This is a genomic window from Streptomyces sp. NPDC026394 (assembly GCF_055567735.1).
In genome coordinates, this window is the sequence record NZ_JBVHPX010000039.1 from 1 (window position 1) to 26382 (window position 26382).

The following is a 26382-nucleotide window of genomic DNA, read 5'->3' on the forward strand; positions in this document are numbered from 1 at the left end:
GAGGACGCCGACTGGCACACCGAAGGCCGCCCCGTCGCCGAGCTCCTCGCGGAGTACGAGGCCCAGTGCGCCCGCAGCAACGAGATCGTCGCCGCAGCCTCCCCGGACGACGTCGGCCGCCACCCCGACTTCCGCTCCGGCAGCGCCAACCTCCGCTGGATGCTGATCCACCTCGTCGAGGAGACGGGGCGGCACGCGGGGCACGCGGACATCGTCCGGGAGCTGCTCGACGGCACGAAGGGCTATTACTAGCGCGGCTCCGCGTAGCGGGCCCTTGCCTCAGGAGCCAGGCCAACACGCCTCACGACCAATCGCGGGAGAGCCCGTAAGTACCGTCGCCGGGCCAGGCGACGGTCAAGTAGCCTCACTCCCAGTCCTCCAGCAGTTCACTGGCAAAGGCGAGATCCTCACAGATCGCGCGGGCGGCATTGATCCCACTGCTCGCCGCTCCGGTCCACATGAAGTACGAGGACCCTTCGACGTTCCCGGCGCTGTAGACAAGTGGATTCGACGTCATCCCATACAGGCTCGTCTCAGGGAAGCCCTCAGCCGATAGCTCCAAGTCGAGATCTTCGGCGAGTTTCCGATAGGGTCGGACCACATCGCCGAGCAGCAGGGTGTCAGCGCTGAGGGTCTGCCCGTGGGTCGTCTCCAGGATGACGCCGCCCGCCGGGTCCGCGGAGGCACGGACCACCTCATCGCACAGCACTTCGACGTCGTGGCGGGAGAGCAGACGGGCGAGCCTTCCCCGACTCGCCGCCGGGTCCCCGACGAGAACCGTCATCCGCTTGGCGAACTGCCTCGACAAGGCCGCCATCTTGAGCGTCTCGTCTCCGTTGCCCACGCAGACGAACGTACTGCCGCTACGCTCGTATGTGTGGCAATAGGGACAGTCGAAGGCCGATCTGCCCCAGACACCGTCCGGCAGCCAGGCTGGCAGGACGTCGACGCGACCGGTGGCGAGGAGCAGCCTTCTGCAGCGCAGACCGGGATTTGCGGCGCCCTCGACGACGACGTGGTTCTCGTACGCGCGAACGCATGTGACCTCGTCCCACAGTATGGTCACGCCGAATTGACCGGCGTCCTCTTCCATCTTCCGATAGATGTCCACCGGGGCGGCCCCGTCGGCGTACGGGACGTTGCTGACCGAGCTCGCCGGCGAATTACGTCGTCGGGGCTTGGAGATGACGAGCGTGTTCCGCATGGAGCGGCCGAGCATGGTGGCCGCGGTCAGGCCGGCGGCTCCCGCACCGATCACAATGACGTCATAGAGATCGTCGTACATCGAGACTCCCCTTGATAATTCCGAGACGGTCACTAAAGCGTGTTGCACAAGGCCGTGAACTGGCGGCCTGTAGTGGCCTGCTGACGCACGCGGTCATGCTGCGAGAGCGAGGTTGTGCATGTGGGCGACGGCCTGGGCGGCGTGGTGGAGGCCGTCGCCGCGCTGTCGGCAGTCGCGAAGGACCTTGTAGTTCTTCATACGGCCCAGGACATGTTCCGCTCGGGCGCGGACTTTGCGGTGCTCGGCATTGTCTTCCTCCTCGCCCTTCAGCAGCGGTCGGCCGGGGCGTTTGCGGTGCGGGACGACCAGGCCCGTGTTGATGTAGGCGCCGTCGCCGAGCACGGTGGCTCCCTGGCAGTGCTCGGCCAGGCCGGAGTCGCGCCAGGCCCTGGCATCGGCGGTGGTGCCCGGCACCGGATGGACTGCGGCCACCACCAGCCTGGTGTCCGCGTCCACGATGACCTGCACGTTCACCGAAAACCGGTAGTTGCGCGAGGACGTGCCCACCGTGCGGTCGCGGACCGGGACGAGGGTGCCGTCCACGATCCACAACCGGTCGGCGGCCTCGGCGGAGGCCCGGCACGGCTCCAGCGCGAGCAGCGGTGCGAGCCGCTGGATCACCCGGCACACGGTCGCCGGCGAGACCCCGAACAGCGGGGCGAGCTGCCGCATGGTCAGGTTCGTGCGGTAGTACACGGCCACCAGCAGCACCCGCTCGGCCAGCGGCAGCCGCCACGGACGGCCCCACCCGCAGCCCTCACCGCCGCGCTCCCGGACCGCTTTCAGCAGTCGGCCGAACTGATCGACCCGCAGCCCGGTAAACGTCTCCACCCACACCCGCTCGACCCTCAACACCCCAGCCATACGACGGAGATGCCCAGTTCACGGCCTTCTGCAACACGCTTTACTTTGCGGGCTGAAAGAGATACTGCAGTGCTGCGCGATCGACCTTTCCCGTCTGACCCACCGGAAAGGCCTGGCATACGACCACGCGGCGGGGTTCCATGTACCTGGGCAGCCATTCGCCCAGCTTCTCCGTGACCATCTTGACGTCCAGCTCTCCCGAGGCCCTGAGCGCGAGGGCCAGGTACGGTGAGCCTCCCTCGTCCAGCTTCAGGGCGACCGCCTCGTCGACGTCGAGGACCTGCATGGCTACCTGCTCGATCTCGCCGAGCTCGATCCGGAACCCGTGGATCTTCACCTGCGAGTCCATACGGCCGAGGAATTCGACCCATCCGTTCGATGTCCAGCGAGCACGATCGCCGGTCCGGTACATCTTGCAACCATCGCCCTGGTCCCACGGATCCGGGAGAAATCGGTCCGCTGTCAGGGCCGGATCGCCGAGGTACCCCGCGGCTACGCAGGCACCGGCGATGTAAAGCTCGCCAGGTTCGTCGATGCCGCAGGGCGTGAGGTCCTCGTGAAGGACATAGTATCGGCTGTTCTGCATCGGGTGCCCGTATGGGATGCTTCGCCACGATGGGTCCACCTCGTCCACAACGAAGTCGTTCGACCAAACGCAAGCCTCGGTGGCACCGCCGAGCGCCACCAAAGTCGCGCGCGGGAACTCACGGCGGAGAACCTCGAGGGTGTTCAGCGGGATCCAGTCACCGCTGAGGAAGACCCGACGGAGTCGATCCCGCTGTTGGCGGGACGATTCGTCGAGCAGCAGCGTCACGGCGGTGAACACGGCCGGCGCGGAGTTCCACAACGTCACCCCGTGCTCGACGAGGGCGATCGCGATCTCCTCGAGCTCTTCCAGATCGGCGTCAGGAAGCAGGAGAACACTCGCACCGGCAGATAGGGTCCCGAATACATCGTACACCGAAAGATCAAAGCTAAACGACGCTACCTGCAGCAGGATGTCGCTCGGGGCGACGGAGTTGCGCCGATTGAACCACTCGATCAGGTTGACGACGCTGGTGTGCCGGACCGCCACCGCCTTCGGCCGCCCGGTGGAGCCCGACGTGAATATCGTGTACGCCAACTCGTCCGGTCCTGCGGGCCCGGACTCGTGCTGCCGGACCGACGGCCGAGGGGCGGATCTCGATAGCACCTCGGGTTCACTGCCGTGGCGCACCGCGATGATCGTCATGTCGTCGCCGATGTCGTTCGCCCTGCCGCAGTACGGTTCCGTGACGAGGACATGAGTGATGTAGCTCGCCTTGAGTACCTTCGCAATGCGGCGCGCGGGCCATCGCGGGTCCAGCGGGACGTAGTAGGCGTCCGCGCGCAGAATCGCATGGATCCCCACGACTGCCTCCGGGACGTGATCGACCAGCAGGCCGACCGGCGTGCGCGGAAGAACGCCATACGCAGTGAGACGCTCGGCGAGCAGAGAGCTTTCGGCCGCGAGTTCCCCATGCGTGAGCGCGACTCCGGATGTCGTTCGAACGGCCGGATCGGCGGTGTACTTGACTGCGGCTGAATCGATGAGATCCATGATGCGGCTGGTCGCGGAATAGTTGTACCAGGTCTCATTCCACTGTTCGACTGGGCTCGGGTGTCGAGCTGGATGATCGGCGGTCATAAGGCGCTCCCAAGGTCACGAGGAAGGGACTGAAGGGGCAGTCGGCGGCTGATGCCGGACCCTGCCGGGAAGCGAACGAATGCCGTGCGGCGCGACCGCCACCGGCCGCGAGGCGTAATGGACGCGCCCTTCCGCTACAGCCACGAACCTGACGAAGTGCTCGTGGTGGGTGAACGCCTCCGCGCTCAGCGTGGCGTTCACGCGCGTCCGTGCGGGAGAGCCGGGCCGGATGGCGATCCACTGCGCGTCCGGGAACTCGATGCCGAAGTTCGCGGCCCCCGAAGTGTGGACGGCACCGGCCGCGATGACCTCCTTTGAAGCGCTCGCGGTGGGTGTCATCAGCACGTCGACGGTGATGGTGCCCGGACGCTCCCAGATACTCGAGCATTCAATGCGCACCTCGTCGATGACCGGGTCGAGTGGGGAGTCGGCTATCGGCCCGCATACGTTGCAGACCAGTGCGCGGCGCCCGACCTGCTCGTACACCGGGTGTCGCCCGACGAGTTCCGCCAGCCGGCCCGTGCAGTACGGGCAGGCATCGTCGATCGGGCGGACCCTCGTGTCGAGAATGGGCTCCCACATCTCGTTGAGGGCGGAGTGGCTCATCTTGCCGAACTCATGGAAGTCGGTGACCGCGCTCAGTTCGGCGTCGGCGATCAGGCTGCCCAGTCGGCGCAGCGGGCCGAGGACCTTTTCGGCGGAATCTGCGCCGAGGGCCGTCCTCTTCAGCGTCCGGGCCAGTTCCAGGATGTCGGCTTCCATGGCGACGAGCCCTTCCGGCGGCATGAAGCCGGTCGGCCCGAACTCGTGGAGCGCCCGCACAGCCCGGCCGACTTGCAGCAGTTGCGGTTTCACGTCGCGGACGCCGTCGTGCGCGTCGGTGGTGGACGGGGGCTCGGTTCCCCCGCCCGCAGTCACCCAGGGCAGTCCGAGGACCGCGAAGTAGGGCAGCTCACGGCCGGTGTCCCGGAGATGGTCGTTGACCGCGGCGCAGGTCCGCCCGGCGTCCGTGCCCGCCGCCGCCGCGGTGCCGACCAGGTCGTTAATCATGAGGTTCGGCAGCATCTGATGAACGGCACCGATGTAGGCCGCTGGAATCCCATACTGGAACGCGCCCGTCAGTTGGTACTCGGCCGCCACCAGTCCGGTGCCGGGGCGCCAGGTCATGCACGAGTTCGCGAACACGACGTCGGCCTGGACGTGGGCCGCCTTGATGACGTCCCGCGCCCGGACGCCGTCCCGGAAGCAGCGGTTCGTGAAGGCGCAGCTCGGTGCTACCGCACCATGGGCGGTCGGACCCCGATGTCCGGCGTGGTCGCCGCAGATCACGGTGTCGTTGAGGATCAGTGCGTGTTCTCGGCCGGCCGACGCGAAGGACACGAGTCCGGTGTGCCGCTCGGACAGCATCGGCTCGAGCACCGCGCGGCTCGCCCGGTCGCCGATGACCCATTCCGGCGCGGCGTCCACACCGTCTGAGGCCGGGATTCGGCTCGCCGCCGCATGCTGACGCAGCCAAGGGACCACGGTCAGCTGGCTGCGGTCCGGGAGTTTACGGAGGTGACAGCTGAGTCCCTTGGCGAGCAGCCAGCTCAGCTCGGGAAGGTTCGGGCCGATCACGAATCCGATCGTGGCGTGGCCGCCATCGTGCCGGTATGTGTTAGTGGCCTCCAGCAAATCGGTGACCACGTCGAGATCGATCTCGTCGTGCAGAGCCATGACGACGACCTGTGTAGCTTCTAGGCGTGCGTCGAGCATCCGGCCCAGTCCGCCGGTGGACAGCGTCACGAACGAGCCGTCGACGCGATCTGCCAGCGCTCGTCCCACGGGTGTGGTCGTCGAGCCGGCCGGCGCCACCACCAGCGTGCCCGAGACGTCCGGGTCCTTGCGCTCGGCGGGTGCTCCCATCAGGCTCGCCAGGGAGGCATGCCGATTGTCGTCGATGCCCAGCATCGGCACAAGCGTCGGATCGCGCAGGTCACGCGTGTACGCTTCGGCTGCCGTGTGGACGACGAACGGGGTCGTCTGCTCCATTACCACTCCCTGTCGCCTTGGTTCGGATCGATGGTGAAGCCCCCCGGTCGCCCAGCTTCGGCCGCGATTCTGCGTACTTCTCGATGATCGGCGGCGACTTGTGCAGGGTCGCTGTGCGCCAGGACCACCATGCCCAGGCGTTGCGCGTCGAAGAGGTCGGCCGTCTCCGGGACGTGGTCTCCGTCTTCGACGTTGACCTGCAGGTTGTAGCAGCTGGGCAGGTCCATGATGGCGTCCAGGCGGGAAAGGCCGCTGACGACCCCGGCGGATCGGACGGTGAAGAAAACCACGCGGGTGGTCAGTTGGAACGGGTAGTCGTCCGGGATGGTCCGGTCGCCGGTCAAGTACCGCACCATGCGATCGACGCTGTTGTCGCCGGTCGCCAGCTCGCAGGTCCATGGGTGCCCGTTACCCGCGAGCCGGGCGTTGACCTCCATTAGCAGCGGCCCGGTCTCGGTGACCATCACCTCGGTGTGGGCCGCGCCGAACGTGATCCCGAGCGCGTCGAGTGCCCCTCTGACATAGTCGATGATCGCGTCGTTGCCCAGTGCGTCCATGGGCAGGATCTCCATGCTTGAGTAGAGGGCGATGTGTCGCCGACTGGAGACCTTGTGGTACTGCACGATGTCGTTGATCGTGTGCCTGCCCTCGTAACTGAAGGTGTCCACGGCGTATTCGACGCCCCTGACGTGCTCCTGTACGAGCACCTCGGAAAGAGGCGAACCGTATCGGCTCTCCGAGCAGAGCAACTCCGTGACGACGGCACGCAGGTCATACCCACCGGGGACGAACCGGACACTGTCCGTGCCCGCTGAGTCCACAGGTTTGACCACCAGGTCACGCCCGGACAATCGCTCGCGGGTGACCCAGGTGAGCGCGTCGTCGACGTCTGACGTGCACAGTGACCTGATCGTCGGCAGGCCCGCAGCCGCGACGGCGGCGATCATGTCGCCCTTGTGGTGCCGCGCCGCCCCGACGTCCGGCGCGTTCGCCAGGTTGGGTGTCAGCACCGCGGCGAGCTCGTCACCCAGTTTGACGCCGGTATGGGCCCCGGGCACGACCGCGACCGGCTCGAGTTCTTGCAACCGGTCGACAAGAGGCCCGAGTTCACCGCCGTCGTACGCGATGTGTTCGTCGAAGTCTGCCAGGCGAAGCGTAGCGGAGTTCGGTACCGAGAGTCCGGACAACGTTACGGCGCACGGTGAGAAACCGCCCTGCCGGAAGGCTGGCGCGAGCATGTTTCCCGACGAGTACGGCTCGACGATGACCACGGTTTCCCGACGCATGTGCTGTTCTCTCTTCGGAGGCACGGTCCGGTTACCTGCCCTCGTCGATCCGGGCCGCCAGGCGCGCGATGGTGCGACACTCTGTGATGTCCTTGAACCTGACCCGCTTGCCGAGCGCCGCGCGCACTTGGGAGATCACGCGAGCGGCAAGCAGCGAATGCCCGCCGAGCTCGAAGAAGTCGTCCTCGAGACCGACCTCCTGGTCGCGGAACTGCTTCTGCCAGACATCCAGTAGTACTTCTGTGGTGTCAATGGTGGACGTCAACTGGTCGTCGCTCATCCGGCCACTCCTTTCTCCTGCATAGCAGGTACTCGATTCCGGTCGTGGTCCGCGGTGAGTTCCGCATTGATGACGGTCATGATCGTTTCCAACGGCTCCGGACCGAGGACCTCGTAGTGGTTGCCGCTCACGGTCCATGTCTTCAGGCGGCCCTCGACGAACTTCTGCCACGAGCTCGGGTCCATTCCCTGTTCGACGCTCTCCGCCGCCGTGAACAGGAGAACGTCTCCGCCGAAGCGGCCTGACCGGTGTCGCAACAGGGCGCTTCGGTTGCTCGCGAAGACCCGGGCAAGCGCCGGTAGGTGTTCGCCGGGAATGGCCGCCGCCGTGCCGGGTGACGCCTGAAGCACTCGGCGCAGCTCCTCCGTCGTCAGCTGCACGTCGGCCTCGGCGGGCTCGACGTCCAGCGCCGGGTCGGTCTGCTCGCCGTCCCAGGGGTAGCTGTCGAGGAGCGCCAGCATGGACACCTCTTCTCCATCGGCTTCGAGCATCACGGCCATGGCGTGTGCGACGTTGCCGCCGGAAGACCATCCGAGTAGCTGGTACGGGCCGTTCTGCTGGATGCGACGCAGCTCGTCGACGAAGCCCGTCGCGATGTCCGTCAGCGTCTGACCGACAGGTTCAGCGCCGCAGATCCCCCGTGCTTGGAGGCCGTATATCGGAAATCCGTCCGCCAGCCAGCGGCTCATCGGCGTGTAACACCAACTCAGTCCGATGGCAGGGGGTATGAGGAACACTGGCGTCCGGTCGCCGTCGGGGCGGATGCGCAGCACTGCTTCCAGGCCGTCGGCAGCAGGACCCGACGTGTCGGAGCCCGCATCTGCCTGTTCCAGCCACCGGTCGATCCCCGCCGGTGTCGGCTGGTCGAACACCACGCGTACCGGCAGTTCCGTGCCTAGCGTCGAGCGGATGCGGCTCACTAGGCGCACCGCCATCAGGGAGTGTCCGCCGAGTCCGAAAAAGTTGTCGTCGGCCCCGACCTCCTCTGCTCCGAGGGTCTGGGCGAACGCGCCGCAGAGGGCGTCCAGCCGCGGTGTGCGGGGTCGAGTGACGGTGTTCGCGGTCACCGGGACCGTGAAGTCGACAGCGGCCCTGCGCGCCAGCCGGGCGTTGACCGGCAGCGGTACGGCGAGCTCACTGAGCGGCATAGTCGGCTTCGCGGTCAGCGCGTCGATGATGTATACGGCGCAATCAGCGATGTGCTCGACCGTCGAGCGGTCGAAGAGGTCGGGACTGTATCCGAGCCAGCCTGCCATCCCGGCATCAGTGTCTTCGTGCGCCTCGGGCAGGAAGAAGTTGAAGGAAAGGTCGAACATCGGGAGGCCGAGGTGGTCCACTTCCTGTCGCTCAGCGACGCAACCGAAGATGTCGCGATCGACGCCGTGTCGTTCCTCGAGGACGACCATGACCTGGAACAGCGGGTGCCTGGACGCGAGCCGGTCCGGGTTCAGCAGGTCGACGATCCGGCCGAACGGCATGTCCTGGTTGGCATACGCCCCGATTTCGGCCTCGCGGACGCGCGGGATCAGCGTCTCGAAGGTCGGGTCTCCGTCCCACGTGCACCGCAAAACCTGGGTGTTGACGAAGAATCCGATGGCGTCATCGAGGCCTGGAGCGGTCCGCCCCGACACCAGGCCGCCGATCGGGATGTCGCTGCCGCCGCCAAGTTTGGCGAGCAGGACCGCGACCGCCGCGCGCAGGGTAGTCAGTAGGGTGACCCGTGCGTCCGCCGCCTGTGCGAGAAGCCTGCGATGCGCGTCCGGCGAGATGGTGAACGGCACGCCGTCCGCGCGTGCGGTCAACCGCGCCGGACGCGGTCGGTCCACCGGGAGCGGCAGTTCTTCCGGGAGATCGGCGAGGGTCTGCGTCCAATACCGAGCTTGGCGGGCGATAATGCTCTGGCCGTCGGACTCGCGGTCCATCAGGTCTTGCTTCCAGATGCTGTAGTCCGCGTACTGAACCGCGAGTGGCTGCGGCTGCCATGGCAGCCTGTCGCGCCGTGCAAGGTATGCGGCGGACAGGTCACGCCAGAGCGGGGCCGTCGACCATCCGTCGCCGGCGATGTGGTGCAGGGAGATCAGCAGAACGTGTTCGTCCGGGCTGATCACCAGGAGCCAGGCACGCAGTGCAGGCTCGGTGGTGACGTCGAACGGCAGCGCGGCGCGCTTTGTCAGCTCAGCGGAGATCTGGTGGCCGGCGACGTCCACGAAGCGAAGTCCCGGCCGGGCGGCGGCCGGGTCGAGCACGACCTGGTGGGGCTCGCCTTGATCGCGGGGGAAGACTGTGCGCAGGATCTCATGCCTGTCAATCAGCCGATCGAACGCCCAGGCGAGCGCGTCCCGGTCCAGTGGGCCGATCAGCTTCAGCGACAGCACGATGTTGTGATCCGCGCTGGGACCACGCAGCTGTTGGTAGAACCAGAACGTCGACTGGCCGGGGGACAGCGGGATCATCGCCGGGCGGTCGGTCGACCGGGGGCGCGGGCTCGCCGCGACCGCCTGGTCGAGCACCTTCGCCAGACTCCTGGGCGTGGGATTCTCGAAGAGGTCGCCGAAGGTGACGTCCCCCGGAAAGACCGTTTGGACTTGGCTGACCAGTCGAGTGGCCAGCACGGAATTGCCGCCCATGTCGAAGAAGTCCGCATCAACGTCGACGCTTACCAGCCCGAACAGGCTCGCGAACATCTCACACAGCACCGGTTCGCTGGAGGATCGCAGCGACTGGAGCGGATCATCCGGTGCGGACATCGACCACTCTCCGGGCATCATGAGTCCCATCATCATTCCCCTTTCAGCTACAACGGCCACACAGCGGCGGCGCGGAGCACATCGGACAGCGGTTGCGAGCAACGGGCAGAGAGCACAACGACGGCAGCTACACGCCGAGTGTTACTGGAAGCTCGCGGAATCCGCGCAGACCGTGGCGATCAGCTCGAACCGGCGTGCCGGCAAGCGTGATGCGTGGATAGCGAGCCAGCAGTCGGCTCACCGCGGTGACACCCTCCAACCGGGCCAATCCAGCGGCGATGCAGTAATGCGCGCCCCCGCCGAAGCTCAACGACTGATTGTTCGGGCGCGCCGGGTTGAAGACATCCGGATCGGAGAAGCGCAGCGGATCACGGTTCGCCGAACCCATCAGCATGACCAGCTCGGCGCCTACCGGGATCGAGACCCCGGCGAGCTCGATCCCCGGTTCCCCGGCCGAGCGGATCATGTGCTGCACCGGAGCGTCGTAGCGCAACACCTCTTCGGTGAACTGTGCGTACGTGTACTTTCCTGCGAGCAGACCTTCATGGACCTCTGGGTGGTCGAAGAGAACCGCCAAGGCGTTGCCCAACAGGTTCGTCGTGGTCTCAAAGCCAGCCACCAGCAGGAGCTCCAGGTTCGCCAGCAGTTCACGCGAATCCAATTGGCCGTCCTCACCATCGGCCGCAGTCAGGAGAACGCTGACCAGGTCGTCCTGCGGGGCGGCCCGGCGGCACTCGATCAAGGCGCTGAAGTACTCGTCCAGTTCGGCGGCGGCAGCGTCGGCGGTGGCCAACTGCGTGTCGTCAATGAGCATCTCGAGCGTCGCGTTCAGATCCACGGCGAGTGGTCGGAACCGGCTCCAGTCCTTCCAGGGCACCCCCATGAGATCGCAGATCACCGTCAATGGCACGCGGATCGCGAACTCCTCCATGAAGTCCACCACCTCGCCCGCGGAGGCGCGCTCGGCCAATGAATCCAGCACTTCATCCACGACCTGCTGGATCTTGCCCGCCATCGCGGCAATTCGCCCGGGGGTGAACGCTTCCCCCAGTACCTTGCGCATCCGGCCGTGCTCCGGAGCATCCTTGAGCAGCACCGACTCGTCGAAGAGCTGAATGGACCGGTGAGCACGGCGCACGGCTTGCTGATTCTCGTCCACGTTCGAGTAGCGGTTCTTGAGGTACGCCGAGGACCGCATGGCCTCACGCACCTCGGCGAACGTGCTGACGAGGAACCAGTCCGGCGCTATCCGCGTGACGGGGCCCAGCTCTCGCGCTTCCCGGTAGATCGGATACGGGTTCGTTTTCCCCTCGGCGCTCATCAGCGCTCCGATAATCTTTCCTGCGGTCTTCATGTGCCTGACTTTCCTCGTCCAATTACCCTACTGGCGCGCAACGGCTAGTCGTTTCACACCACGCGCCGCAGCCAGCCATGCCGATCCGGCACCTGCCCGCACTGGATGCCCAGAAGTTCCTCACGCAGCGCCATGGTCTGCTCACCCGGCTTTCCCGAGCCCACAGTGAATTCGTAGCCGTCGCCCTTGAATCCGACGATCGGCGTGATCGCCGCAGCCGTCCCAGCGGCGAAAACCTCTGTGATCCGACCGTCCGCCGAGCCTTGGCGCAATTCACTCAGGGAAATGGCACGCTCCTCCACAGTCAGCCCGAGATCAGAAGCCAGCGTGAGGACGGTGTCACGAGTGACGCCCTGCAGGATGGTTCCGAGCATCGGAGTAATGAGATGTCCGTCCGAGGTGACCAGGCACAAATTCATCGTGCCCGACTCCTCCAGATATCCCTCACCGCCCGTACGGTCCAGGTACATGACCTGATCACAGCCGTGCTTCTTGGCCTCGATCTGAGGAGCCATGCCGGCGGCGTAGTTGCCGCCGTACTTCGCTTCGCCGGTGCCACCTGGCGCCGAGCGGGTGTAGCGGCTGCTCACCCAGAGCGTCACCCCGCTCTGGCCCACGGCGAACAAAGGCCCGGTCGGCCACGCAATGACCGAATAGGCCACGACCTCGGCCGGCTTCGCCTCCAAGCACTCGTCCATGGCGAACATGAAGGGACGCAAGTAGAGGCTCGCCTCGATTCCGGGGTTTGGTACCCACCGCTCGTCAACCCTCACGAGTGCTTCCACGCTCGCGAGGAACTCCTCCTCCGGTAGCCGGGGCAGAGCCAGACGCTCGGCCGAGCGAGCGAACCGCACCGCGTTGAGATCCGGCCGGAAGAGGAAAATTCCGCCATCGGCATGACGGTATGCCTTCAGACCTTCGAAAATCTCCTGCCCATAATGCAGAACGGCTGAACCGGGGTGCAGATTGAACGGCTTCACTGGTCCGACCTTGCGCTCGTGCCAACCGTCATCGACGATCCATGTAGCCGACGCCATGTGGTCGGTGAAATGTCGACCGAACTTCGGCGAGGCAAATATTTTGGTGATATCCGCGTCGGACGTGGGGGCCTGGATTCGGGTCACAGGATATCGAGGACTCATGGTTAACTCCTAACGTCGAAACAGCATCACTCAGTCGACGCTACTACGGACCCTGACCCGTGCGGTGCCGAATTCAGGAGTTTCCGTGAGTTCCGCGATCGTGGGGTACATGAAAAGCGACGGGATCGCGAGGTCGATCCCGAGTTCGTCGTTTAGCGCGGAGATCAACTGTACGACCAGAATGCTGTTGAGCCCCAGTCCGAACAGATCGTCCTCGACGCCGACGTCGACGGGCTCCAGACCGATGATGCTGGCAACGATCTCCTGTATCTTGCCCTCAAGCTCGGTGCGCGGCGCGGCGCCGTCGGACTCGGGGGCGGGGCGCAGCGCGTGCAGTGCCTTGACGTTCAGTTTGCCGTTGACGGTCATCGGCAGCGCATCCACGTGCACGAGTTCGGTAGGCACCATGTAAGACGGCAGTGCGAGCTTCAGGTGGCGAAGTATCTCGTCGGGATCGGCGGGCGTTTCAGCAACGTAGTAGCCGACCAGAGAGGCCACCTCGGCTGCGGCCCCCCGGTGACTCGCGACCTCCGCCGGGAGCACGGCACTCTGCTTCACCCCCGGGTGCTCGTTAAGGATGGCCTCGATCTCGGCGAGTTCCACCCGGAATCCGCGGACCTTGATCTGCGAGTCATTGCGGCCGATGTACTCAAGGGCGCCGTCGGAGCGCCGACGGGCGAGGTCCCCGGTCCGGTACAACCGTGCGTTCCGCCCGTCCGGGCTGTCCGCGACGTCGGCCTTCTCCACCTCGCTCTGGAAAGGGTTCGGGACGAACTTCTCCGCGGTTGCCTCGGGCAGGTTCAGGTAGCCTCGCGCAAGACCGGGGCCGCCCAGGAAGATCTCTCCTACGGCGCCTACCGGAACGATGCGCAACGCTTCGTCGAGGATCAGCACGGACGAGTTGCTTTGCGGTCGGCCGATCGCCAGGTCGTACTCTCGGACCGCGTGGGAGGTCGTCGATATCGTGGCCTCAGTGGGCCCGTACTCGTTGAACACCGGGACCTTGTTGGCCCGCGTCATTTCCCGGAAGCACGCGGCGTCCAGCGCCTCGCCGCCAACCACCATGCGCTTGAGGCTGGGCACCTCGCCGAGGCCGAGGTGCTTGTAGAAGGTCGGCGTGCCGTTCACATGGGTGACGCCGTTGGCGCGCAGGCACGCGGTGAACTTCTCTCCTTCGAGCCACAGCCGGTCGGGGACGTGCAGCAGTGTGTTCCCGGTCAGCAGGGCGAGCACCATCGGAACGACGCCGCCGTCGAACGCGTAGTTGAGGGCCTGCAGCATTACCTCCCGGCCCGGCTTTCCGGCAAAGCCGTAGAGGTCGCTGATGACGGCCACATGGTTGACCACGGAGCGGTTCTCGATCATCACCCCTTTGGGCTTGCCCGTCGTGCCCGAGGTGTAGATGACGTACGCGAGGTCTTTGGCGTGCGCCTCCGCCTTCGTGGGCGCCGCGGTGGCGCCCTCGCGCACGGCCCGGCCCCACGGGCCGTCCACCGCGCGGATCGCGGCGCCGACGGCGATCCGCGCCACCCGCCCCTGGTGCACTTCACCGCAGAGCACGACCGGCGCGGCCGTGTCATCGAGGAGGTAGCGCACCCGCTCATCCGGCGTCTCCGGGTCAATCGGCACGTAGGCGGCACCGGCCTTCCAGACCGCGAGGACGGCGACCGTCATCTCGATGCCACGCTCGAGGCAGAGCGCCACCAGCTGCCCGGGCGCCACTCCGTGGGACGTGATCAGTTCGCCGGCCAACCGGTCTGACCAGTCGTCCAGTTCCTGGTAGGTCAGCGAGGAATCACTGAAGACCACCGCGCGGACGTCAGGCGCCGCCGCCGCCCTCTCGCGGAACACCTGGACAATGGTGGCCTCCGCCGGGAACGACAGCTCAGGCCCCTTGCTCTCCTGCAGAAGTCGTTCCTGCTCATGGTCCGGCAACAGGTTCAGATCGGCCAGCTTCATTTCGCCCTCACAAACTGCGTCAGGATGGATCGGTAGGTGGACGCGAAACGCTCCACGGTGCCGTGGTCGAACAGGGCAGTGGCGTAGGTGATGGTTCCGGCCAGTGACTCACCCACGTCGTTCAGGACCAGGCCGAAGTCGAGGTTGGCGGCGACGGTCGACCCGCCGCCTGGGGTGTGGGCTCCGACCGTGTACGGCCGCAGCAGAGTGGTGGAGGTCCGTTCCGTGTCCGTGTCAGCAAAGGAGTTGACGTCAAACCAGATCTGGAACAGTGGATGCCGCGCCGGATCGAGTGGCAGGCCCAGCTCCGCGACGAGGCGTTCGAAGGGCAACTCTTGCTGCTCCTGGGCCTCAACCACGCGCGCGCCAACCTTCTTGATCATCTCCTCCACGTCGTCGTCACCGGCGATGTCGAAATCGAGCGCCAGCGAATTGATGAAGCAACCGATGAGCTCGTGTGTGTGCACGTGCGTCCGATTGGCCACCGGGATGCCGACGAGCAGGTCGGAACGGCCTGTGTATGCCTGGATCGTCAGGAAGAAGGCGGAGAGCAGCACGCTGAACAGTCCGACTCCGCTCTCGTGGGCCAGCCGTCGAGCCGCCGCTGACGTTTCGGGGTTCAGCCCGAACGACATGCTGGCGCCGCTGTAGTCGATCTTCGCTGGTCGGAGCCGGTCGGAGGGCAATTCCACCGGTCGTCGACCGTGCACGCGGCCCTTCCAGTACCCGAGCAACTCCGCCAGCCGCCGCCCGGAGACGCGCTCGCGTTCCCAGGCTGCGAAGTCCTTGTACTGGATCGAGAGCTCGGGCAGGTCGGTCTCCGCCTGATATAGCCGGGTGATCTCGTCCAGCAGTACGTCGGCCGACCAGCCATCGAACGCGATGTGGTGGACGTGGATGCCGACGAAGATTCGGCTCTGCGAGTCCTCAGCGGTCTCCTGCCGGTAGAAGGTGACTCGCAGTGGCACCTCTTCCGCGAGGTCGAACTTATGCGTGCCCTCGACGCCGAACTGCGTGGCCAGGTCAGCCTCATCCGTCACCGTGACGTGCCGGACATCGAGTGGCGCCGTCTCGGGGCCCAGCACTACCTGGTGGAGCCGGCCGTCGGACGCCTGTCGGATGACCGTCCGCAGCACCTCGTGACGTCGGCTGACTTCACTGATGCACCGCTCGAGCTCGTCCGCGTCGACGCCGGGCAGGACCTCGTAGCAGAGGTGGATGTTGTATCCGAGGTTTCCGCTCTCGTACTGGTTGATGAACCAGAATCGCTCCTGCGCGAACGACGCCACCGGGTCAGTCTCCGCACACGCCTCGAGCGGTGGGTTGGTGGCGGCTTTCCTCGGCGAGGTTTCCAGAGCTTCGACCAGGCCCGCCACGGACCGGTGCCGGAAGACCGATGCGATGCTGACGTTCGTGTCGAGTGCGGCGCTCAACCGGCTCGCCAGCTTGATCGACAGGATGCTGTTGCCGCCGAGCTGGAAGAAGTCGTCGTGCACGCCGATCGCCTCGGGGTCGGCGCCGAGAACCTCCGCCAGCACCCCGCGAGCCAGCGTTTCACGCCCGTTGCGCGGCGCGACCAGTTCACGGGTCAGCCTCAGCTGCGGCGCGGGAAGCGCATTGGTGTCGAGCTTTCCACTGATCTTGCGCGGCAGTTCGTCCACGTGGACCAGTGCCGCGGGGATCATGTAGGACGGCAGCTTCGCCTGCAACTGCTCGAACAGCACTTCGGTACCGATGCTGGTCTCGGCCACGTAGTAACCGATCAAGTGGCTCTGTCCCCCGCTGTCACCGGTCCTGTGCACCACGACGGCGCACTGAAGCACGCCCGGCACCTCGGACAAGACGGTCTCGATCTCCGCCAGTTCGATCCGGTGACCACGGATCTTGACCTGGAGGTCGTTGCGGCCGACGAAGCGCAGGGTCCGGTTCGGTGCCCAGCGCACCAGGTCTCCGCTCTTGTACAGGCGGCCGTTCCACTCCAAGTCGGTCCCAGTGACGAAGGGGTTGGCGACGAACTTGCGGGCTGTCAGTTCCGGTTGGTTGAGCAGCTCAGCGGCCAGGCCCGCCCCTCCGATATACAGCTCACCGACCGCACCCATCGGCAGCAAACGTTGCTGCGCGTCGAGCACGTAGCCGGCGACGTCCGGGATCAGCGAGCCGATATCGGTCGAACCCTCGTCCGTCTCGTCGTAGAGCTTGTAGCAGGTGAAGACGGTGGTCTCTGTCGTGCCATACCCCATGGCGAGCCGTATCCGTTCATGGCTGTACCGCTCGAACCAGTCCTCGAGCAGCGACACGTTCAGCGGCTCGCCGCCGAAGAAGACGTAGCGCAGGTCGTCCACACGATGCCGCTCGCCCTTACTGAGCGCCACGTTGACGAACTGGTAGAACGCCGTGGGCGTCTGGCACAGCATGGTGACGCGTTCCCGACGGCACAGCGCGTAGTACAGCTCGGGGTCGCGCGTCTCCTCGAACGTCGGCACCACGAGGCGTCCGCCGTAGAGGAAAGCACCCCACATCTCCCACACCGTGAAGTCGAAGACATAGTTGTGGAACAGCAGCCACACATCGTCCTCGCAGATCTCGTAGATCCCCTCCAGGGCGGTGAACAGCCGGGCTACATTGGCGTGCGTCTGAGGCACGCCCTTCGGCCGGCCCGTGGTACCCGAGGTGTAGAGCACGTAGGCGAGATTCTCCGGGGCGGCCTGTGTGACGGGATTGGTCTCCGGCAGCGCGCGCAGCCCTTCCCGGGCACGCTGATCGTCGACGGCGATGACCTCGACGTCCGCGAACCGCTTGTCGACCTGGGCGGCGCGGGCCACGATCCCCACGAAGCGTTCGACGTACCGGCGCTGGGTCACGACCGTGCGCGCGCCCGCGTCGGCGAGCATGAAGCCGATCCGGTCGTCGGGATACGTGGGGTCGACCGGCAGGTAGCCACCACCCGCCTTGAGGGTGGCCAGGATGGAGATGACGATGTCCTCGCCGCGATCCAGGCACAGCATGACGACGGTGTCAGGCGTCAACTTGTCGTCTTTCAGCAGCCGGTGCGCGAGCCGGTTCGCCTCGGCGTTCAGCTCCCGGTACGTGAGCTCGCGCTCCTGCTGAACCAACGCGACACGATCCGGCGACCGCTTCGCGTGTTCCTCCACCGAGCGGTGCAGCAACGCATCAGACGGGTACTGCCGCAGGGGCGCGCTCCAGCCCTCCACCAGCTCGCGGTATCGGTCTCCCTCGACGTACGCCAGATCGCAGACGGCGACCCGCTGCTGCTTGCTCTCGCTCCCTGCCAAGTCGGCGACCTGGCGGAGGATCGTGACGTAGGTCCGCCCGAGGCTTTCGACGGTGTCGGGCTCGAACAGGCTCGTGGCGTAGTTGATATCGATCTCGAGCGATTCGAGCGAGTCGTCGATGAACGTGCTCAGGTCGAACCTCGCCGCCGTGTACAACTCCTTGGTCTCCGTCGCGGTGCGCAAAACCGCTTCCGACGTGCCGTACGCGCCGCGCGCCGGAGCACCAAAGCTCTGCACACCGAACGTCACCTGGAAGATCGGATGGCGGCTCATGTCGCGCTCGATGTCCAGGATCTCCAGCAGCTGATCGAAAGGGAGTTCCTGGTGGCGCAGCATATCGAGCACCCCGCGTGCGGTCTCGCGCACGTAGTCGGAGATCAGCGCTTGCCCGGCGACCTGCGAGCGAAGCGGCAAGGTGTTGACGAAAAAGCCGATGAGATCGACCAGTTGGGGATGGTCACGGTTCGCGACGGGCGTACCCACCACGATGTCGTCCTGGTGGCTGAAACAGCGCAGAGTGAGGAAATGCGCGCTTAGCAGCAGACTGAACAGGCTGACGCCGAGTTCTTCGGCGAGCCGCCGGAGCCGTAGCGAAACCTCGACCCCGACTTCGAAGCGCATGTTTGCGCCGTGGTAGTCGAGATTGTCCGGACGCGGCCGGTCCGGCACGAGGTCAAGGTTCTGATGGCCCTCCAGTTCCAGCTCCCAGAACCGGCGCAACCGTTTGAGGGGTTCGCCTGTCATCCGGTCGCGCTGCCAGACGGCGAAGTCCCGGTACCTCAGCGACGGCGCGAGTAGACCGGCGAACGGAGCGGTTCCCGGAGCGGATTGGGCGACGAGGTCGTAGGCCGTGAGCAGGTCTTCCAGAAGGACGTCGGTGGACCAGCCGTCGAATGCGACGTGGTGGACGATGAACACGAGACGTCGGCCGACGTCCGGCACTTCGTAGAGGCGCACACGCAGCGGTCCCTCGGCTGCGAGGTCGAAGACCCGTTGCAGGTCGCGGCGAATCTCCTCGTGCAGCGCCTGCCGGCCCGCCACCCTGAACACTTCGATGCCGGGCAGTGCGTCCGTGTCGAGGACCTCCTGGTAACCGATGCCGTCCGGCGTCTGCCGCAGCACGGTGCGCAGTATGTCGTGCCGGGCGATCACCCAGCGGACGGCCGTCAGCAGGAGCTCGGTGTCCGCGCTTTCGGCCACCTCGAGGACGAGCGGAAGGTTGTAGGCGCTGGTCCCGCCTTCGAAGCGCTCGATGAACCACAACCGCTCCTGGGCGAAGGACAGCCGCTGATCCTCGGCCCGGGAGAAGCTCGCCGTCGGGATGGCGAGCCGCTCGCCGCTGGACATGTCGAGTTGCGCGACGACGACACGGACCGTCCGGTGTTCGAGCCAGTGTCCGACGGTCGTCGTCAGGCCCAGCTCCCGCTCCGCAGCCGAGACCAGTTTGATGCTGAGCAGGCTGGTCCCGCCGAGTTGGAAGAAGTCGTCGTCGATGCCCACGTCGACCGGGTCCAGACCGAGGAGCCGCGCCACAAGGGCACACAGGTCGGCCTCGGTGCGCGAGCGCGGCGGCACGTGCACTCGGGTGCCGACGGCGCTCGGCCGGGGCAGCGCCGCACGGTCGATCTTGCCGTTGATAGTCAACGGCATGCTCTCGAGGTGGACGCACCGCGCGGGCACCATGTATCCGGGCAGCGAGCGCCGCAGGTGCTTGTCGAGCCCCGCAGCAGGGATCTCCTCGTCGGCCACGTAGTAACCGATCAGTGTCGGCATGCCCAGTTCGACAACGAGCACCACGCAGTGTCGCACCGCGGGGTGGACAGCGAGCGCGCCCTCCACTTCTCCCAGCTCGATCCGGTGTCCGCTGACCTTTATCTGGGCGTCGTTGCGCCCGATGAATTCCAGGATGCCGGCCGGAAGCAGGCGGACGAGGTCGCCGGTGCGGTAGAGCCGTACCGGCCGCGTGTCGCTGCCCGGGCCGACCGGGACGTCGACGAAACGCTCGGCGGTCAGCTCCTCTCTGTTCAGATACCCGCGCGCCATCCCGTCGCCGCCGATACAGAGCTCACCGACGGCGCCCAGTGGCACAGGTCGCAGCTCGGCGTCGAGGACGTATACCGACTCTCCGGCGAACGGCGTACCGATGCTCACCGGCAGGCCGCCCGGCCCGTCGGTGTGGCGGTAGTGCCTCGACGTGGACCAGATCGTCGTCTCGGTCGGCCCGTAGACATGGACGAGGTCAATCGACTTCGCCAGCACTCGTTCGAGCAGTTCCCTCGGCAGTCGTTCGCCGCCGACGAGCAGCAGCAGGCCGTCCGGAGGGTCGACCAGCCGGTCGAGCATCACGTCGCAGACGCTCGGGGTCATCTGCACGAAGTCGAGGCCGGCGCAGTCCAGGCTCGCCGGAAGGTCGGAGGACAGTTCGACCCGTCCGCCGGTCCAGAGCGGCAGGCCGTATTCCAGCCCGAAGATGTCGAATACGTGGTTGGTCAGGCTGTGCGTGCTCACGGTGTCAAGGTGGGCGAAGTGACGGGCCTGCACCGCGGTGATCGTCTGCGCGTACGCCCGGTGCTCGATCACGACGCCCTTGGGGGCTCCGGTCGTTCCGGAGGTGTAGAGCACGTACATCAGTGCGTCCACGGGCGCGTGCACGCCAGGCGCTTCCGAATCGGCCGCGTCTAGGAGGTGCTGGATCTCGGGCGCATCAAGGCCGAGGACGGAGCCGGCACGGTCCGGCTCGACGAGCGCGCGGAGCCGGGCGCGGTCCCGGGCGCTCGTGATGACCAGCCGGGCAGCCGTGTCTCCCAGGATGTACGACAGGCGGCTGTCAGGGTACGCCGGATCTGTCAGCACGAAGGCGCCCCGCGCCTTGAGTACGGCCAGCACGCTGACGATCAGGTCGATCCCCTTGTCGAGGCAGAGCACGACGAGTTCCTGCGGTGCGACGGCGTGCGCGTCGGTGAGCAGGTGCGCGAGCCGATTCGCCCGTTCGTCCAGCGCGGCGTAGGTCAGCGTGGTGCCGTCGAAGCTGACGGCGGCGCGATCCGGGTGGTCTTGCACCTGCTCATCGAATGCCTGCACGAGCGTTCGGGCCGGCGGTAGTTCCTCGGTTGCGGGATTGAGCACGGCGGCGAGTTCGCGATGCCGGTCCGCGGAAACCAAGTCGACCCCGCGCCACGGCCGGTGCCCGTCGGCGAGCACCTCGTCGAGCACGTGCCGCTGCATCTGCAGCATGTCGGCCATGCATTGAGCGTCGAACAGCTCGGCCGCGTACACGAGACGGAACTGGACGTTCTCCGGTTCCTCGACCACGATCACGGACAGCGAGTAGTCCAGCTTCTCGTAGTCCGCTCCCATGCGGACCGCGAGCCGGGACTGCCAGCCGTCCGTGCTGATCTTGGGCCAGTTCTCGTGGATGAAGAGCGTATCGAAGAGGCGATCCGCGCCGACGTGTAGCTCGGTTAGGTTCACCGTGCTGTGCGTGTTCAGCTCGTTGATCCGCCGCTGCACGGCTTGGACGCCCTCGAGTACGGACTCGTCCCCGGCGCCGTGCGGCACGATCAGGGGCAGGGTGTTGATGAACAGGCCGACGCTGGTCTCGATGCCGTCGACCGGGATGGCCCGGCCGGACAGCACGCTGCCGGTGATCGTCTGCTGCGCCCCGGTGTAGCAGGCGAGCGTCTTGTGCCAGGCGTACTGCATCAGGGCGTTGAGGGTGACGGAAGAGTCCTGGGTGAACCGGTGCAGGGACGCGAACTGCTCGCCGGAGACAGTGAAGCTCAGCTCGCGCATGTCCTGGACGCGGCGGGTCGCGCCGATGCGCAGATCGCCCCCGCGCAGGTCCGGTCGGAGTAGCCCCTCGAGGCTCATCCGCTCGTCGTAAGATGCCAGGTGTTCGCGCCAGAACTCCATGTGGTCGTCCCGGTGTTCCTGCAGGTATCGCTGCCCGGCGGCAAAGCTGAGGTCCGGGGTAGTGTCCGGTGACGCACCCGTGACCAGGGCCTCGTAGAGCTCATGCACCCGGCTCAGCAGCAGCGTGTTGCTCCAGCCGTCGAGGATCGAGTGGTGGTGGCTGAAGATGCAGGAGAACCGAGCCGGCTCACGCTTGACCAGGTAGATCCGGAACAGCGGCCCCGAAGCGAGGTCGTAGGGCTCGCTCCGGTCCGCCTGTCGAACCAGCAGCAAGGCATCCGCTGCCTCACCCTCAGACATGGCGGAGACATCGACGTAGCGCCAGTCCACCGACGTCTCCGCGTCGATGACCTGGACCACCTCCTCCTTCCAGCCGTAGCGGAGCCGTAGCGCGGGGAAGACGCGCTGCGCCCGGGCCCATGCCTCGCGCATGGCCTCGCCATCGATCGTGGAGCCGTACTCCCAGGTCATCTGCACGATGTAGGCGTCGTCGTCCCGGCCATGCGTGACGTTCTGGTAGACGAAGCCCTGCTGCAGACTGTTGGCCAGGAAGACACCCTGGATCTCCCGCTCGGACTGGAGCTCGTCGAGGTATCCCGCCGAGACGACGTAGTCGACGTCCGAGGGGGTGAGGTAGGTACGCGAGGCCGCCGACAGCTCATCTGCCAGCTTCACCAGGCACTCCTGGTACTGCTGGACCAGACGGTCCCCGTTCGCCTCGCCGAGCTTGTGGGCGACAGTGAAGCCGAACCGGCCTTCGGTGATCCAGCCGTTGATCCTCATGATGAGGGTGTCGTGGTTGGCCGGGTGCTCCGGCTGGCCGAACGGCTCGCGGGTCAGCCGCCAACGCCCCTCGGAAGACGCAGCGTTCTCTGCGTCGAGTCGGCCGAGATAGTTGAAGTTAATTCGTGGCAACCGGTCGTCGTGGTAACCGTGCAGGGTGCCATAGCCGATGCCCTTCGCTGGAATCCTGCGCAGTGCCTCCTTGATCGCGCGCAGGGTGCTGAACTGATCGACGCCGGTGTGCAGGCGGACCGGGAACATCGTGGTGAACCAGCCCACGGTGCGGCCGACATCCAGCCCCCGCGCGATCCCCTCACGGCCGTGGCCCTCGAGGATCACGTAGTTCACCGACTCTCCGGTCAAGTCCGTCAAAGCGTGGGAGAAAGCGGCCAGCAGAACGTCGTTGATCTGCGTGCCGTAGACCTGGTGGCAGCGCAACAAACGCTGAGTGCTCTCGCGGTCGAGGGTCAGCCGGGACACCGTCATGACGTCCTCGCTCTCGACGAGGCGCTCCAGCGCGGCAGCTCCGGTCTGCTCGTACTCCGACTGGACCTGGGCCCAGTAGCCGTGCTCCTCCGGATGTCCGGAAGCGTACTGCTGGACGGCAGTCGACCACTGCCGGTAGCTGCTCCCGGTGGGTGGAAGGCTGCGCCGGTGGTAGATCGCCTCGAGGTCCTCCGCCAGGACACGCCAACTCACCGCGTCGACGATCAGGTGGTGGCAGGCGACGAACACGCGGGCGCTTCCGTCAGCCAACCCGTCCAGGTAGCCGACCCGGTAGACCGGTCCGACTTCGAGGTCGAAGTCGTCCTGCCAGGCGGTGAACTGTTCCTGCGCGTCGTCGAGGTCGGCGGCCGTAGCCGTTACCAGCTCCGTCGGCTGAAAGTCGTCCGCGTAGTACTGGACGACACCGCCCTCGGCGTTGAGCCGGTAGCGCAGACGGAAGGCACCGTGCCTCTCACTCAGCTCCCGCACGCTTTCCCGGAGGCGGTCCACGTCCAGCCGAGGAGTAGCGATCAGGAAAGCCTGGTTCCAGTGGTTCGGGTGGGCGAAGCCGCTGCGGTAGAACCACTCCTGGATCGGCAGTAGCGGCACTTCGCCGGTGTCCCGGTTCACCTGGCCGCCCCCCTCAGCGGCCAGAGCCACCTGCTCGGCGAACTGGTCACCGAGTCGCTTGGCGAGGAACTCGCAGAACTGTGCCACGGTCGGGCGGGCGAGCAGCTCCTCGACCGGGAGGTGGACACCGAAGTGTCGGCGGAGTCGGCCGAGCAGCTGGATGGCCACGATGCTGTCCCCGCCCGACCGGAAGAAGTCGTCGTGAATGCCGACCCTGTCAATGCCCAACACTTGGGTCCAGGTGTCGGCGGTGGCCTGCTCGAGCTCATTGCGCGGGGCCGCGTACTCGTCGCCCACCGCTAGGCGCTGACCGTCCGGAGCCGGCAGCGACTTGCGGTCGACCTTGCCGTTGGGTGTGAGCGGCAGCGCCTCCAGTACTACGAACGCCGAAGGCACCATGTGGTCGGGCAGCCGCCCCTTCAGGAACGACTGCAGTTGTGCCGTCGTCAGAGCCTGGGTGCCGGTCGGCACCACGTAAGCCACCAGGCGCTTGTCGCCAGGGGTGTCTTCCCGTGCTACCACGATGCACGAGCCGATCGAGTCATGGGCGCCGAGCAGAGCCTCGATCTCACCCAGCTCGATCCGGAAGCCCCGTACCTTCACCTGATCGTCGACCCGGCCGACGAACTCCAAGGTGCCATCGGCCGACCAACGCACCACGTCGCCGGTCCGGTACACCCGATCGTTCGGGGCGTCGGAGAACGGGTGGGGCACGAACCGTTCCGCGGTCAGCTCCGGCCGGTTCAGGTACCCCCTGGCAACCGACCCGCCGCCAATCCACAGCTCGCCCGCCACCCCCACCGGCACCGGACGGCCGGACCGGTTCATCACGAATACCTGAGTGTTTGCGATCGGCCGCCCGATCGGGACGCGTGAGGTGGGTCCTTCGATAACAGCCGTGGTCGCCGTGACCGTGGTCTCACTGGGGCCATAGGCGTTGAAGACCGGCGTACTGCTGTGCTCGAACCACCGCTCCAGCAGGCCGGGCGGCACGGCTTCGCCCGCGAGGACCAGCTTTCGCAGAGTGCTCTGGGCCAGCCGGCGGACGCGCGAGAAACTCAGCAACTGGGCCCAGACAGAAGCCGGCGCCTGCATAAGTGTGACGCCGCTGCGCTCGATGGCGGCCACCACGGCATCGGGGTCGAAGTCTTTCCCGCGTAGGACAAGCGTCGCGCCAGCCATCAGAGCCGGAAAGATCTGCTCGACCGAGCTGTCGAAGGATATCGACGCGAACTGCAGGACCCTATCACTCGGGGTCAGCCCGTACCGCTGCCTCATCTCCCACATGCGGCAGATCAGGTTGTCGTGCTGGATCTGGACGCCCTTGGGGATTCCGGTGGAGCCGGACGTGTAGACGATGTAGGCCAGGTTGTCCGGGCCAGCCGCAGGGGCGGGATCGGTGCTCGGGCCGGCGCTGATGGCATCCAGATCGGCATCCATGCGCACCAAGGTGCAGGTCACGTCAACAGTAAAGCGGTGTTCCAAACCTGCCTGGGTGACCACGACGGGAGCGGCAGTATCCTCCTGCATGAACGACAGACGCTCGGCCGGGTAGGCCGGGTCCATCGGCACGTAGGCTCCGCCGGCCTTGAGGATGCCCAGCATCGCGACGATCATGTGCGGACCGCGTTCCAGGCAGATACCCACCAAGGTCTCCGGCCCTACACCCAGACCGCGCAGATGATGAGCGAGTTGGTTGGCTTGCTTGTTCAACTCCCGGTACGAGAGGCTGGCCTCGTCGAGCACGACGGCCACGGCCTCCGGGGACGCCGCGGCCTGCTGCTCGACCAACTGGTGAACGCATTGGAACCGGGGGTAGTCCGCGGCGGTGTCGTTCCATTCCTCCAAGATCTGCCGACGCTCGGCCTCCGACAGGATGTCCAGCCGACTCAACGGCGCCTGGGGGTCGGCCGCCGCGCCGGCCAACAGAGTGCGGAAGTGCGTCGCCATCCGCTCCGCTGTGACACCGTGGAACAGGTCGCTGCTGTAGTCCAGGCCGACCAGCAGCTCATTCCCCGTGTCCTTGACCGTCATCGCCAGGTCGCACGGCCCGGCCCCCGGGGCAGCCTCCACGGGCCTGGCCGCCGCCGAGGCCGCCTCGTCGCCGACGGCGATCTCTTGCAGCACGAACGACGCCTGGAACAGCGTAGTCAGCGACAGGTCCCGCTCCAGCGCCAGCTCTTCGACCAACCGCCCGAACGGCACGTCCTGATGAGAGCGGATGGCCAGTACTCGCTGGTGCACCCGCTGGAACAGCTCGCTGACCGTCGGGTCACCTGCCACGTCGCCGCGCAGGACCAGGGTTTCCGCGACGTCTCCGGCCGTTCCCACCGTGAAGTTGTCCTGACCGCTGTACTCGGCCAGGAGCACCTGGAACACCGAGACCAGTGCTGCGAACAGGGGAACACCCGCGTTCCGGGATGCCTCGCGGAGCCTGGCAGCGGTCCCGGCATCGACGATGCAGGCCACCGACCCAACTTCGTCCGTGCGTACCGCCGGGCGGGGACGGTCCGTCGGCAGCTCCAACGGCTCCAGCCCTCCCAACTGCATACGCCAGAAATCCAGTTGCCGGCCGAACTCGGCGACCTGGTCAGACACAATGAGATCCTTACTGTCCGTACGGCTTCGGAAGGGCGCCCGTGGGCCTTTCCACCACGAATTCGG

12 protein-coding genes are annotated in these 26382 nt (G+C 66.3%); 1 reads left to right on the forward strand and 11 read right to left on the reverse strand.

From position 1 onward, the window contains the following. Positions 1-252 (forward strand): mycothiol transferase (locus ACZ4QV_RS40630; protein WP_467764373.1); only part of this gene is annotated, 252 nt, incomplete at its 5' end. Between the two features lie 112 nt (positions 253-364). On the opposite strand, the gene ACZ4QV_RS40635 is transcribed toward ACZ4QV_RS40630, so the two are convergent. The 11 genes from ACZ4QV_RS40635 to ACZ4QV_RS40685 all read right to left on the reverse strand — a co-directional run bounded on the left by ACZ4QV_RS40635 (position 365) and on the right by ACZ4QV_RS40685 (position 26316). After that, positions 365-1285, reverse strand: coding sequence for an FAD-dependent oxidoreductase (locus ACZ4QV_RS40635; protein ID WP_467764374.1), 921 nt, complete (start codon positions 1283-1285; stop codon positions 365-367). A 93-nt stretch (positions 1286-1378) separates the two neighbouring features. Next, on the reverse strand, positions 1379-2149 hold the full coding sequence (locus tag ACZ4QV_RS40640; RefSeq protein ID WP_467764375.1) for a transposase family protein: 771 nt from the start codon (positions 2147-2149) through the stop codon (positions 1379-1381). Positions 2150-2189: 40 nt separating this feature from the next. Then, on the reverse strand, positions 2190-3815 hold the full coding sequence (locus ACZ4QV_RS40645) for an amino acid adenylation domain-containing protein (RefSeq protein ID WP_361160677.1): 1626 nt from the start codon (positions 3813-3815) through the stop codon (positions 2190-2192). A gap of 15 nt (positions 3816-3830) precedes the next feature. Continuing rightward, positions 3831-5846: a hypothetical protein gene (locus ACZ4QV_RS40650; RefSeq protein WP_467764376.1), complete on the reverse strand. Its 2016-nt coding sequence runs from the start codon at positions 5844-5846 to the stop codon at positions 3831-3833. Beyond that, a complete protein-coding gene (locus ACZ4QV_RS40655) occupies positions 5846-7132 on the reverse strand; it encodes an ATP-grasp domain-containing protein (protein WP_467764377.1) in 1287 nt (428 codons plus the stop codon). Before ACZ4QV_RS40655 ends, ACZ4QV_RS40650 begins: the two co-directional genes overlap by 1 nt. Positions 7133-7163: 31 nt before the next feature. Further along, the gene (locus ACZ4QV_RS40660; protein ID WP_361160668.1) at positions 7164-7412 is read right to left on the reverse strand and encodes a phosphopantetheine-binding protein; all 249 of its coding nucleotides are present in this window, start codon (positions 7410-7412) and stop codon (positions 7164-7166) included. Next, positions 7409-10180 (reverse strand): condensation domain-containing protein, encoded by a 2772-nt coding sequence (locus tag ACZ4QV_RS40665; protein WP_467764378.1) that lies wholly within the window; start codon positions 10178-10180, stop codon positions 7409-7411. Before ACZ4QV_RS40665 ends, ACZ4QV_RS40660 begins: the two co-directional genes overlap by 4 nt. 106 nt (positions 10181-10286) lie before the next feature. Further along, positions 10287-11513 (reverse strand): cytochrome P450, encoded by a 1227-nt coding sequence (locus ACZ4QV_RS40670; RefSeq protein ID WP_467764379.1) that lies wholly within the window; start codon positions 11511-11513, stop codon positions 10287-10289. A 53-nt stretch (positions 11514-11566) separates the two neighbouring features. Further along, complete coding sequence (locus ACZ4QV_RS40675) at positions 11567-12655, reverse strand: branched-chain amino acid aminotransferase (protein ID WP_467764380.1); 1089 nt, start codon at positions 12653-12655, stop codon at positions 11567-11569. Positions 12656-12685: 30 nt separating this feature from the next. Then, positions 12686-14614 carry a non-ribosomal peptide synthetase gene (locus ACZ4QV_RS40680; RefSeq protein WP_361160657.1) on the reverse strand — a complete coding sequence of 643 codons (1929 nt, stop codon included), beginning with the start codon at positions 14612-14614 and terminating at the stop codon, positions 12686-12688. After that, positions 14611-26316: an amino acid adenylation domain-containing protein gene (locus ACZ4QV_RS40685; protein ID WP_467764381.1), complete on the reverse strand. Its 11706-nt coding sequence runs from the start codon at positions 26314-26316 to the stop codon at positions 14611-14613. The genes ACZ4QV_RS40680 and ACZ4QV_RS40685 overlap by 4 nt, the downstream gene beginning before the upstream one ends. Between the last annotated feature and the right edge of the window lie 66 nt (positions 26317-26382).